Annotated in this window: 10 protein-coding genes; 5 read left to right on the forward strand and 5 right to left on the reverse strand. The window is 35.7% G+C overall.

Annotation, left to right across the window (positions count from 1 at the left end; translation table 11 throughout):
• The first annotated feature begins 99 nt into the window (after positions 1-99).
• Together RHP76_RS10965 and recA are read left to right on the forward strand one after the other, a co-directional pair.
• Positions 100-1,284 carry an oxygenase MpaB family protein gene (locus tag RHP76_RS10965; RefSeq protein WP_311230171.1) on the forward strand — a complete coding sequence of 395 codons (1,185 nt, stop codon included), beginning with the start codon at positions 100-102 and terminating at the stop codon, positions 1,282-1,284.
• Between the two features lie 484 nt (positions 1,285-1,768).
• Positions 1,769-2,770 (forward strand): recombinase RecA, encoded by a 1,002-nt coding sequence (gene recA / locus RHP76_RS10970; RefSeq protein ID WP_062676286.1) that lies wholly within the window; start codon positions 1,769-1,771, stop codon positions 2,768-2,770.
• Positions 2,771-3,081: 311 nt separating this feature from the next.
• Here the strand turns inward: recA and RHP76_RS10975 are convergent, their stop codons facing one another.
• Both RHP76_RS10975 and RHP76_RS10980 read right to left on the reverse strand, forming a co-directional pair.
• Positions 3,082-4,515: a hypothetical protein gene (locus tag RHP76_RS10975; RefSeq protein WP_311230172.1), complete on the reverse strand. Its 1,434-nt coding sequence runs from the start codon at positions 4,513-4,515 to the stop codon at positions 3,082-3,084.
• 141 nt (positions 4,516-4,656) lie between these two features.
• A complete protein-coding gene (locus tag RHP76_RS10980; RefSeq protein ID WP_311230173.1) occupies positions 4,657-7,551 on the reverse strand; it encodes a S9 family peptidase in 2,895 nt (964 codons plus the stop codon).
• A gap of 158 nt (positions 7,552-7,709) precedes the next feature.
• On the opposite strand from RHP76_RS10980, the gene htpG reads away from it, so the two are divergent.
• A complete protein-coding gene (gene htpG / locus RHP76_RS10985; protein ID WP_311230260.1) occupies positions 7,710-9,602 on the forward strand; it encodes a molecular chaperone HtpG in 1,893 nt (630 codons plus the stop codon).
• Between the two features lie 391 nt (positions 9,603-9,993).
• Positions 9,994-10,386, forward strand: a complete 393-nt coding sequence (locus RHP76_RS10990; RefSeq protein ID WP_062676291.1) for a helix-turn-helix transcriptional regulator — start codon at positions 9,994-9,996, stop codon at positions 10,384-10,386.
• A gap of 89 nt (positions 10,387-10,475) precedes the next feature.
• On the opposite strand, the gene RHP76_RS10995 is transcribed toward RHP76_RS10990, so the two are convergent.
• Positions 10,476-10,772 (reverse strand): MGMT family protein, encoded by a 297-nt coding sequence (locus tag RHP76_RS10995; protein ID WP_062676292.1) that lies wholly within the window; start codon positions 10,770-10,772, stop codon positions 10,476-10,478.
• 73 nt (positions 10,773-10,845) lie between these two features.
• On the opposite strand from RHP76_RS10995, the gene RHP76_RS11000 reads away from it, so the two are divergent.
• Positions 10,846-10,992 carry a hypothetical protein gene (locus RHP76_RS11000; RefSeq protein ID WP_183037440.1) on the forward strand — a complete coding sequence of 49 codons (147 nt, stop codon included), beginning with the start codon at positions 10,846-10,848 and terminating at the stop codon, positions 10,990-10,992.
• 149 nt (positions 10,993-11,141) lie between these two features.
• Here RHP76_RS11000 and RHP76_RS11005 read toward each other — a convergent pair whose 3' ends face one another.
• Together RHP76_RS11005 and RHP76_RS11010 are read right to left on the reverse strand one after the other, a co-directional pair.
• On the reverse strand, positions 11,142-12,116 hold the full coding sequence (locus RHP76_RS11005; RefSeq protein ID WP_047097747.1) for a deoxyhypusine synthase family protein: 975 nt from the start codon (positions 12,114-12,116) through the stop codon (positions 11,142-11,144).
• 307 nt (positions 12,117-12,423) lie between these two features.
• Positions 12,424-12,804, reverse strand: a complete 381-nt coding sequence (locus tag RHP76_RS11010; RefSeq protein ID WP_123279149.1) for a GreA/GreB family elongation factor — start codon at positions 12,802-12,804, stop codon at positions 12,424-12,426.
• Positions 12,805-13,079: the final 275 nt, after the last annotated feature.

Genomic DNA, 13,079 nt, shown 5'->3' on the forward strand with positions numbered 1-13,079 from the left:
TTTGTGGTATTTTTCATAAAAGTTTTTCCTGAATAGCTGATAAATCTCACCGGAGAACTTCAGCATAAAACTTGTACTTTTATAGGTAAAGGATGAAACATGATACAACCTCGTTTTAAAGATGCTCCCCATTTCAGAGACTTTTGGGAACATGGTAACGGAAAGCAGCTTATTGAATTTTCCGGAGCTAAAGTGAGCTTTGAAAAATTTGAAAAATTTGCGCCCTATTTTTATCATACGGATGAAACGGGAGATGAGGTAGTAAAAGATGTTTATTTTACTAAAAAATTTCATGAGGCTTCAAGAGAGATTGAACACTATATCAGAAATGGAGTTTCGAAAAATGATGATGTTCCTGAAAGTGTAAAAAAATTGTTCAGCCAAACTCAAAAAGTTCCTGATTGGCTCGATTATAAACTTCTTAAAAGCGGTGCTGAACTTTGTATGAGAAGCAATTTGGATTCTCTGATCTCCCTGAGAGACTATTGTCTGATTGGCGGCTATGATTATGCCTACCTCAACAAACCCCTTATTGTCACAGAAGCACTGAAAAAAGGTGCAGTGAAGCGTCTTTCGGAAACATTGGATTTCTGGGTAAATGCAACCCGATACAATGCGCTGGAAGTTCATGCAAAAGGATATGAATTTGCGATAAAAACCCGTCTGATCCATTCCTACGCAAGACTTTCCATTAAAAAACATTATAAAGACTGGGATACAGAAAACTGGGGTGAGCCTATCAATTCATGGGATATGATGGCAACGTATATCGGGTTCAGTCTGGTATTTCTTCATAGTCTTCAGAAATTGGGAAATCGTTTTTCCATCGAAGAAGAACAGGGAATTTTTCATCTCTGGAAATACGTAGGTTATCTTTTGGGAATTCCGGAGCAGCTTCTTCCTGACGATAAAAAACAGGCAACGGAATATTTTTATTTATGGACTTCTGTTCAGGCCCCTTCAGATAAAGATTCTGTTCTTCTGGCTCATTCTCTACTGGATGAATCACTGGAAAATCCCATTTTAAAATTTGAATTTCAAAGAAAAAATTTAAAATATCTACACGTCTGCTGTACCTGGTTTCTTTTGGATGACGAAGTGTGTAAAAGATTACAAATTCCGGAAGTTCCTTACAGAAATCTGTTTCCAAAATCAAAAATACTTTTCAATACAATTTATGATCAACTGGTCAGTCGAGAATCGAGAATAAAAAGAGGAAACAAGGACCAGATGAAAGTACTGGAAGATTATCTTGCAATTACCAAAGGTTCAAATTTTCATTAAAATGTTATTTGGTTTGAAGGCGCAAAGAGTTTTCATGCATTATGGAAACTTTTAAGGCACAAGAACATTTCGACTCGCTCAATATTAGATTTTCAGGAAGGAGAAAGTTCATTTTTTAGAATATTCTCGCAGATCAAACAGATAGTGCAGATTTTTATGAGTATCTGCGTAATCAGCAAAATCAGCGTGAGGTAAAAAACATATACACTACTCAATTTTATCGGGGATAAAATCCTTGCGCCTTAAAGCATAATCTATATTAAAAGAATGGCGCCTTTGCGATTTCAAATAAAAACAACTTATCTTACTTAAGTAAAAAACATTTAAAAACACTTTAGATATTACATTCCGCATGTGCTTCGTTATGAATGAGATCAGCCGTAAAAATTTATCATTTTTTAACTCTAAAAACAGCTTTCAGGAATAAATAATATTAGCTTTTGATATATAAATTATGTATTTTTGAGAAATTATTTTAATAGAGATGAGTAACATTGATGATAAGAAAAAAGCACTCGCTTTAGTGCTTGACAAGCTAGATAAAACATATGGAAAGGGAACAGTAATGACTTTAGGTGATGAATCTATAGACAATACTATCGAAGTAATTCCTTCCGGTTCTTTAGGTTTAGATATTGCTTTAGGAATAGGCGGATACCCAAAAGGAAGAATCATTGAGATATATGGTCCGGAATCTTCAGGTAAAACAACGTTGACCCTTCATGCTATTGCTGAGGCTCAAAAAGCAGGTGGTATTGCAGCATTCATTGATGCTGAACACGCTTTCGACAGAACGTATGCTGCGAAATTAGGAATTGATCTTGAAAACCTGATCATTTCTCAGCCGGACAACGGTGAGCAGGCTTTGGAAATTGCAGATAACTTAATCCGTTCAGGAGCTATTGATATCGTTGTAATTGACTCTGTTGCTGCTCTTACACCAAAAGCAGAGATTGAAGGTGAAATGGGGGATTCCAAAATGGGTCTTCATGCAAGATTGATGTCTCAGGCATTAAGAAAGCTTACCGCTACAATTTCAAGAACAAAATGTACTGTAATCTTCATCAACCAGTTGAGAGAAAAAATCGGTGTTATGTTCGGAAACCCTGAAACGACTACCGGAGGTAACGCCCTTAAGTTCTACGCTTCTGTAAGAATTGATATCAGAAAAGCAAGCGCACCTATTAAACAAGGTGATGAAGCTATCGGTAGCCGTGTGAAAGTGAAAATTGTGAAAAACAAAGTAGCACCTCCTTTCAAGCAGGCAGAATTCGATATCATGTATGGAGAAGGAGTTTCTAAAGTAGGAGAAATTCTTGATACTGCTGTAGATATGGGAATTGTGAAGAAAAGTGGTTCTTGGTTCAGCTACGAAGAGACTAAATTGGGTCAGGGACGTGATGCTGTAAAAGATGTTTTAAGAGACAATCCGGATCTTGCTGAAGAATTGGAAGCTAAGATCAAGGAAGAAATGAAAAACAAATAATTTTTCATAAAAATATAGAAAAGGCAGTCTTCGGATTGCCTTTTTTGTTTTCAAAATCAAGATTGTTTAACGCAAAGGTTTCATCTGTATGCTGTTGTAATACTTTTAGGGGAGCAAAGAGTGGAATCAATTTCATTGATTCGTACTAAGCAAACGCCTCACTCCTTTAGCAACAAAGTCGCAATCTTTTGATCCCCCTATAATCACCTTCGAATCATATACTCTTTGTGATTAAATTAAATGAAGGATCAGAAAATAAAAAAAAGAGGTCATTCCGTAGAACAACCTCTTGAATTTTATCTTTTTTAAAATTATCCAGCAATTTTACCCTGAAGCTGAAGGGCTCCGGTAACCTTCATTCCTTTTGTAAGCGTTTCCATTCTTATGTTCTCTTTGTTCACAAAAGCATCAATGGTGAAGAAATCTTCATTCTCTTCATTGGTGATCAGCTTCAACTTCAAAATATATCCTTTAACACTTCTATCTTCAAGCAATTCAGTTTCCTTAAAGTCTACCACCTGACCAATAAAATCAAAACATGCATAATTAGGAAGATCCTGACTTGGTGCATAGGTTGTGAAATCTTCACTCATTTTCGTCCCGTCAGGTAAATCTGTATTGGTATGAATATCAAGGATGAAAACAATTCCACTGATATTTACCTTCAGATGAGGCTGTGTCATGTAGGTATTTTTGTTTTCAGCATAATCTGTCGCAAAGAACCAAACACCAAAGGTTTCTCTGGCAGGTCCTGCTACAATCGCCTGTAAATTCAAGGCATTTTCCCATTCCCTGATTGATCTTGTTTCAAAATCCAATGTATAATCCGTTGTTACTTCCGGAATGATAATGCTTAATTCCTCCGTTAAAGTAGTTTTAAATGTTACCCCATCAAATTCTGTTTTGCTCTTAATATCCACTGGTGGATCAGAAGATTCAGACTGTGTAAGAATAGCATTCAGATACTGACCGTAATCTTTAGTCTGGAAATTCTGATGACCAAAAATTCCACTCCATGTATTCATCATGTTATGAACGTTCGATTTTCTGATGATGATTCCTGCTTCATTCGTCATTTCAGGAGCTGCAATTCCTTCTGTATTCTGGAAATAATTTTGTCCCTCAATCAATTGATGATTCATGATTGCATTATTTTCTTCATGAGAAAACTCTGCAAAACCTTTGTAAGTAATATTCTGGTTTTCGAAAATATAAGGCAACCCTGTTTTCTTCTTTTCATCACCCGCAAAGTGATACGCAAGTGAAATTCCCTTGAACTCCCCTTCCTGAATGGCCGGAGTGTGATTACCGTTATGATCAAACTGAGAATGATACAGGATAACATAAGATTTAATCTTTCCTTCCTGAAGTTCACTTTCGAACTTTTCTTCCATTTGTGCAATCGCCTGTTGTGGAGAAAGTGCATAAGCATCTTCAGTAACCATATAGGCAAAACCTTCTACCTCCCCGTTTTCTTTTTCAAAAGCAGAAATAGGCGTATACTCTCCTCTTAGCTGAAGGGCAATAGAATACACGATATAATCATTATAAATCCTGATTTTTTCATATTCTTCATTTACTTTCGGTTCTTCTACCGGCTGCGAAGAGACTTCCGGTATTGTTTGCACAACTTCTTCCACCACTTCCTCTACTACTTTTTCTTCCGGCATTTCCATTTCCTGAACCGGAGTACTTACATTTTCCTGACTGTTATTTTTCTTCTTAAAAAAATCAAAGATTCCCATACTGTTATTTATAATTGGCGGTAAATATAATAAAAGTGCTCAACAGACCCAACATAAAAAAAATGCCATTGTGTCAGTGTGCTCTTTATTGTTTTGAGAATAAAAAATTCCGGCGGAGCCTTTGGCTCCGCCGGAATTTTATTAATTAGGTTTATCATCTGTAAGCTCAAATCCCCAATCTTTTCCTTTTTGGGTTGCCGGGATTCCTTTTGTCATCCAGACCGGAGCTTTAGCACCTTTAAGATAGTAATCAAAAAACTGCTGTTCCCGGATTTGAATATCTTTTCTGTTCTGCCGTTTCATAAGGTTATGATCATCACCATTATAATTCAGAAGCCATACCGGTTTTCCGAGACGGCGTAGTGCGGTAAACATTTCAATCCCCTGATACCATGGCACAGCTCCATCTTTATCATTACTCATAATAACTACCGGAGTCTGAACTTTATCAATGGTAAAAAGCGGTGAATTTTTAATATAAAGATCCGGTGCTTCCCATAAGTTTTTGCCCAATCTGCTTTGTGACTTCTCATACTGGAACTGTCTGTTCATTCCTGAAGTCCATCGGATTCCTCCATAGGCAGAAGTCATGTTAACAACAGGAGCCCCACTCCATGCAGCCGCATACATATTGGTGTGAGCAATAAGATAGGCTACCTGATAACCTCCCCAGCTTTGTCCCTGTATTCCGATTTTAGTACCATCTACCCAGGAATTTTGCTTTAGCTTTTCAACTCCTGAATTAATGTATTCCATCGCAGATTCTCCAGGAAAACCATCTGTATATGAAATATCAGGTGTGAAAACCAGATATCCGTTGCTCACAAAATAAGAAATATTTAATCTTGAAGGCGTGGGAGCTGGTGCAACATAACGGTTCAGATTGTCCGAAAGTTTTTCATAGAAATAAACAATCATCGGATATTTTTTATTTGGATTGAAATCTTCCGGCTTGTATAAAACTCCTGTGGAAGTATTTCCTTTTGGTGTTGTCCAGTTTACCAATTCATCTGTTCCCCAGTTATATTGATTTTGCTGAGGATTGGTATTGCTTAGTTTTTGTTGTTCTGAGAAATCTGATGTTGCAAAAATATTGGGAGAATCTGTGTACGATTCTTTTACCAAAATATATTCCTCAGCATTTTTTGCTTTTTGAAGGGTTCTGTACCCCCAGACATTTTCCATCTGAATTTTTACAGGATCAGAATTCTTCTGAATGGATGTTTTAAAAATACCGTTCGCCTTAGTTGTATTATCAAACGCTGATAAATAAATAGTCGATTTTCGGTTTAAGCTTTTAATATCTTTATCCAAATCGTAAGTATCGAATGTTATCTTATTCTTACGTCCAAATCCATTGGTAATATTTCTTGGCTTTTTTGAACCATCCAGGAAAAATTCCCAAAGATCATAACGGTCTCTGATAATTACAGATTCATCATTATCTGTCCAGGATGCAATCCCGTAAGAATTTGGAAAATCCGGCATATCAAATTCTTCATCAACGAAGGAAACAGGTAGGCCTGTATTCAATGGCAGGGTTTGTTTTGTCTTCACATTATAGCTCAACCATTTCCCTTTTTCTCTGTCAAAGATCACAACAAATTTACCAAGCGGAGATACAGCTGCTGTTCCATTCAGGTTTTGAATACTTTCGGTTCTGTCTCCCGTTTTATTATCGATCAGAAAATACGTTTTCTTTGTTGCCCCTTCCCATTGTGAAGAAATCCGGTTGTTGATACTGGTAATTCCCAATGCAAATTCTGCATTTCCTTCATTCACCAATCGTAAAGTATCTAAGTCTTCACCATCAATATTTCTGAAGAAATCCGGTTTTTCTGTTTGCATTACTGCTGCATATGATTTCTTCAGATCATTTTTTAATTCTTTTAGCTGTACTGTTTGCAAATAGTCATCTCTATAGTTCCAGACATCTACTACAGCATGGTCATTCGCAATCAATGCCGTATCTTTTGCAACAGGTTTTGGAGCAACACCAAAATACAGCTGTTTTCCATTTTTACTGAATAGGGGTAATCGATTTTCAGAAATCACCCAATTCTTTTTCATCTGAGCATTCTCATTGGTGACAATTTCTTTTTTGTTTCCTTTAAAATTAAAGTAATACAACTGATACAATTTCACCAAATCATTCTGTGCAGAAGAAGTACCTACATAGGCCAACTGATTTCCATCTTCGTCAAAAGATAACTGGGAAAAGTCACCTTCCATTTCAGAAATTTTATTTACAGTTCCTTTTTGCAGATCTACTACCTGTACGGTTTGCAATGCATATTTCTTCGGCTTTGATTTATCAGTATCTTTTTTATCCGCAGATTTTTCATCTGTTGATTCTTTTCCTTCTTTTTTATCCTTTTTTTCGTCTGGCTTTTTTGTCACAAAAACAAGCTGCTTTCCATTTTTACTGAACTCGTAGCGTACAACATTATCATAGGTTGTACTTTTTCCATCCAATAGATTTCGCACTACAAGCTGTAAAGGTTTTACATTTTTGTCTTCGTCTTTATTTTCGTCTCCGTCTTCTTTATCAGAAGCATCATCCGAAGATTTGTCTTTTATATTTTCCAAAAGATAAGCAACATAAGAACCCGCTTTTTCGGGAATTTTAAATCCCTTTACATTAGGAATTTTCTCTGTTTTATCATTGACGAAATCAACAATAGCCAGACTGTCTTTCGTTAATTTATTTTTCTTTAATTTTTTATCTTTTACCGCTTTTATATCTTTATACTGAGGTCTGATTTGAAACACAGCAAACCTGGAATCATTGGTAAAATCTACTTTTGTAGCTCTTTCAAACTTCTTTGTTGTTTTATTTTTTACAGAAAATAAAGAAAGGATAGAATTTCCTTCCTGAGCATCCACAGAATGGGCAACCCATTTACCATCATTTGAGATTTTTCTCGAGCCGATATTTTGCCAACTGTCATAAACAGAATGGTCTAAAGGCTTTTTCTGCGCATACACGAAACAAGTCATGATGAGCAGAATAAAAACTGTACATTTCAACTTCATTTTTAAAATATTTTAAGAATTAAAAATAAGGTATTTCTTTGAAAAATCCATAGGATATCCCTATTGGGCTATAAATTGGAAAAAATGTCAATCTGTCACATTCCTCCGGATGGTATTTTTTTTGAGAAATATTTGAAAATTAAAAATTATAAAATATGATGACTAAAGGAAATATTAATGTATCTGTGGAAAACATTTTCCCGCTTATTAAAAAATTTCTTTACAGTGACCACGAAATATTCTTAAGAGAATTAATCTCTAACGCAACGGATGCTACTCTAAAACTGAAGCATTTAACAAGCATTGGGGAAGCAAAAGTGGAATATGGAAATCCAAAACTTGAAGTTAAGATCGACAAAGACCAGAAAACTCTACGCATCATCGACCAGGGAATTGGTATGACGGCTGAAGAAGTTGAAAAATATATCAACCAGGTTGCTTTCTCAGGTGCTGAAGAGTTTTTGGAAAAATATAAGGATTCTGCAAAAGATTCCGGGATTATCGGACATTTTGGTCTTGGATTTTACTCTGCATTTATGGTGGCAGAAAAGGTAGAAATTCTTACAAAGTCTTACAAAGATGAACCGGCAGTACGTTGGATCTGCGATGGAAGCCCGGAATTTACTCTTGAAGAAACAACAGATAAAACAGACAGAGGAACGGAAATCATTCTTCATATTGCAGAAGATTCTGTAGAATTTTTAGAAGAAGCAAAAATCCGTGAATTGTTATTAAAATATAACAAGTTTATGCCTGTTCCGATTAAATTCGGGACTAAAACCCATACACTTCCATTACCTGAAGATGCTCCTGAAGATGCTGTGGCTGAAACAGAAGAGGTAGACAATATCATTAACAATCCGGTACCGGCATGGACGATTGCTCCAAGCGAACTGACCAATGAGGATTATATGAAGTTCTACCACGAGCTTTATCCGATGCAGTTTGAAGAACCGTTGTTCAACATCCACCTGAATGTTGATTACCCTTTCAACCTTACCGGAATTTTATTCTTCCCGAAACTGAGCAACAATTTGAATATTGATAAGGATAAAATTCAATTATATCAAAACCAGGTATTTGTAACGGATGAAGTAAAAGGGATTGTTCCAGACTTCCTGATGTTGCTGAGAGGTGTAATTGATTCTCCGGATATCCCATTGAACGTTTCCCGTTCTTATCTTCAGGCAGACGGTGCTGTAAAGAAAATTTCATCTTACATCACGAAAAAAGTAGCCGATAAAATGGCTTCTCTGATTAACGAAAACCGTGAAGATTATGAACAAAAATGGAACGACATCAAGGTAGTTATTGAATACGGAATCGTTACTGAAGAAAAATTTGCTGAAAAGGCAGACAAATTCACATTGTATCCTACCACAGATGGCAAATATTTCCTTTGGGATGAATTGGTAGAGAAAATCAAACCTAGCCAAACCGATAAGGATAACAAACTGGTTGTACTGTACGCTACCAATGCAGACGAACAGCATAGCTACATCCAGTCTGCGAGAGATAAAGGATATGAAGTTCTGTTATTAGATTCTCCTATTATTTCGCATGTGATTCAGAAACTGGAAACTTCAAAAGAAAATATTTCGTTTGCAAGAGTAGATGCTGATCATGTTAATAACCTTATCAAAAAAGACGAGCCGGTAATTTCAAAATTGAATGAAACGGAAAAAGAATCATTGAAAAAGAATGTAGAAGAAGCTATTCAGGATTCAAAATTTACGGTACAGCTTGAAGATCTTGACAGCAATGATGCTCCGTTCACTATTACCCAGCCTGAATTCATGAGAAGAATGAAGGAAATGCAGGCTACAGGCGGAGGCGGTATGTTCGGAATGGGAGGTTTCCCGGAGATGTACAATCTTGTGGTGAACTCAAACAGTGAGCTTTCCAGTCAGATCTTAAAGACTGAAAATGCTGAAGAGAAGGAAAGTTTAATCAGATATGCTCTGGATCTTGCCAAGCTTTCACAAAACTTACTGAAAGGAAAAGACCTGACAGATTTTATACAGAGAAGCTATAAGCAACTTGAAAAATAATTTACAAGAGACTGTTTCATTTTGAAGCAGTCTTTTTTTATCTGAAGAAAGATTGGAAAAACGCAAGGGTGCTGTTTTTTTTGAATACTAAATATTTTAGCACGTAAGGATTTTGTTTTTGACAAAATTGTGTGCTGCTAATCCAAAACTTATTGGATTTAGAAACCTATAAGGTTTAAATACCAACTCTTCCATAATCTTTAATCAATCGGAAGTTATTGTGAAATAAACGGCTAGCACTAAGAAAATTTTCAACAATTATATCAGATAATATTGGTCTTTTTAAGTCTGGTTTTCTTTTATCGTTAATCTTATTCTTTATCACATATTTTTTTCTACTTTCTATTGTATAGCTTCTGCTTTTTTGCCATTTTTGTATAAAATGTCGGTCATGCAAAAAGAAAAATTACGCGTCATCAGAAAGCAAAAAGGCTATACTCAGCAACAGGTAGCTGACTTTATCGCAACAGATGTTTCCAATTATAGCAGAAAAGAAAGCGGTGATGTAAGAATTGTAAAAGATGAATGGGACAAACTTGCCCGTTTTCTGGATGTACCATTTGAGGACATTTATGAAGAGGATGAACCTGCAGTAATTATCAATAATGATCATCCTGTATTTAATGACAGATCATCTTCTGCGGGAGTAATTACTAACCAGAATAATTATGATAATATTCCGGGAGCGATTATTGAAAATCTTCAAGGCTATATCACTTTGCTAAAAGAGGAAAATGAAAGACTGAAAGAGGAACTGAAAGGTCTCCCAAGAGGAAGAAAATAATACAGTTTCAAACTGTAGAAAATATTGATGTCACTTCATATTAATGTATGGAGTGACATTTTTTTATAATGAGATTAAATTTCATCAAATTACAATTCCTCCAATGGATCCCAGAACAGTTTTTTGAAATTTTTTATTCTGAGATTTTCCACAGTGATCCCTTCAGCTTCCAGCTTAGACTGAAATTCCGGAACAGACAGAACTCCTGAACTGGAAATTACCCGGTGAGCTGGAACATCCTTCGGACATCCTCCCATAGCTTTTCCTACATGTCTGGAATGATTAGGGTAGCCAACAGCCTTTGCTATAGCGCCATAAGTGGATATTCTTCCTTTGGGAATAAGTCTTGCCACTTCGTAGACCTGTTGTTTAAAAATCTCGTCCATATTTGTTTTCTATATTTTTGCATCATTTTTGAATTCTATCAAACTCGATGATGTTTCATTAAAAGATAAAGATATGAAAAAATCATTTTTCAGGCTGTTGAATGCAGTTAATAAAAAAGTTCTTCCAAAACTGAGTCATAAAGATCCTAATCATCTGACTAAGATGGAAAAGGGAATTCTGGCGTATCGTTATTTTGTACTGGTGAATTCATTAGATTGACTTATTTTTATGCAGATTCCACAGATTTCCACAAATAATCTTAATTGTTTTTAGTTTTTAAAACATATCTATGTTTCACTTCTAAAATAAAAAAGCGCTCCAATTAAATTGAAGCGCTGATATTGTAATCTCTTAGGAGATGTTTATTCTTAAGCGTTTTCTAAGATATAAGAGAACATCAATGGTGCACAGATGGTAGCATCACTTTCAACGATAAATTTCGGTGTAGTGATATCCAGTTTACCCCAAGTGATTTTTTCATTTGGAACAGCTCCTGAATATGAACCATAAGATGTAGTAGAGTCAGAAATCTGGCAGAAATAAGACCAGAAAGGAATGTCATGCATTTCCATATCCTGATACAACATCGGAACTACACAAATTGGGAAATCACCTGCAATACCTCCACCAATCTGGAAGAATCCAACTCCTTTTCCTCCTGAGTTTTTAGTATACCAGTCAGCAAGGTAAGTCATATATTCGATTCCTGATTTCATTGTAGTAGCTTTAAGCTCTCCTTTGATACAGTAAGAAGCGAAGATATTACCCATTGTAGAATCTTCCCATCCCGGAACCACGATTGGTAAGTTAGCTTCTGCAGCTGCAATCATCCAGGAGTTTTCTCTAGGAATTTCATAGTACTGCTCCAATACTCCTGAAAGGATCATTTTGTACATGAATTCGTGAGGAAAATATCTTTCTCCTTTAGCTTCTGCATCTTTCCAGATTTCTACGATATGTTTTTGTAATCTTCTGAAAGCTTCTTCTTCAGGGATACAAGTATCTGTAACTCTGTTCAGACCTCTTTCCAAAAGATCCCACTCATCCTGAGCTGTTAAATCTCTATAATGAGGAACTCTTTCATAGTGAGAGTGTGCTACAAGATTCATTAAATCTTCTTCAAGGTTAGCACCTGTACAAGAGATAAAATCTACTTTTCCCTGACGGATCATTTCAGCAAGAATCTTCCCTAATTCAGCAGTAGACATTGCTCCAGCCAAAGTAATCATCATTTTTCCGCCATCTTTAAGATGTGCAACATATCCTTTAGAAGCATCCACCAATGCAGCTGCGTTGAAGTGCAGGTAATACTTTTCTATGAATTCAGTTATCGGTTTGCTCATTTTTTAAATTTTTGCAAAGATAAAACTTAAAAACGGAATGTAATCAAAGCACTTGAAGAAAGTGTGATAGAGGAGTATTTTTTATCATTTGTTAAATCCTAAAGCTGTTTTGTTGGATACATAAATGCGCAAGAGCATTCAAATTCGAGCAATATTAAATGTTCAGCAAGGATGAAGTTTAATTTTTATTGAAATATTCCCGCAGATCAAATATTTGCTCCTTATAACATATAGTATTCAAAAAAATGCGCAGCCCAAATTGAGCCACGCTTTCATTATCATTGAACTTAATAATATTCACAGAGATTTATCCTTCCCAGCGTTCCACTTTCAGGATCTCAATTTTTCTTTCTCCGTCTTTGAAAGGCCAGTTGATAATATCTCCTACTTTATACCCTACTACTGCAAGCGCAATATCCGACAGGATGGAATGTTTATTTTTTTTAAGCTTTTCTTTGGTAGATGCCACAAAAATATATTCGTGCTCAAAATCTAATGTATGATCTTTTAATGTTACTTTTCTTTCAACCGTTACAATATCGGCAGGAAGATCTCTTCTCAGCACTTGTTTTGCCTTTCTAAGCTCTTCAGCTAATCTTTTCTCTTCTCCTATACTCACTTTTTTTCTTCTGAGTGTATCTTTTATAGCATCATAAATTCCGGTAGTTACAATAATATGATTGGACATTTTTCATTATTTTTTTTAATTAAAATGCAGTTATTCTCTGACGATCCAATGTAGAATACAGACGTATGACAGCCTTCTTCTCTAGAAAACTGCAAAAAAGTGATATATAAAATCCGGATTGATTCCCTGTCTTGGATCCTGACAGGGCTTAGATAATGAAGTCCTTAGAACTTTTCAGAAAAGAATCTGTATGAAGGTAAAGTAAAGACAGCAGCAATCCTGGCCGGCGGTGTTCTGCAGATAAAAAGATTGTTGCTGTCATTATCAATTATTAT

Origin of the sequence: Chryseobacterium sp. SG20098 (assembly GCF_031844745.1) — a bacterium.
Classification (GTDB): Bacteria; Bacteroidota; Bacteroidia; order Flavobacteriales; family Weeksellaceae; genus Chryseobacterium; species Chryseobacterium cucumeris.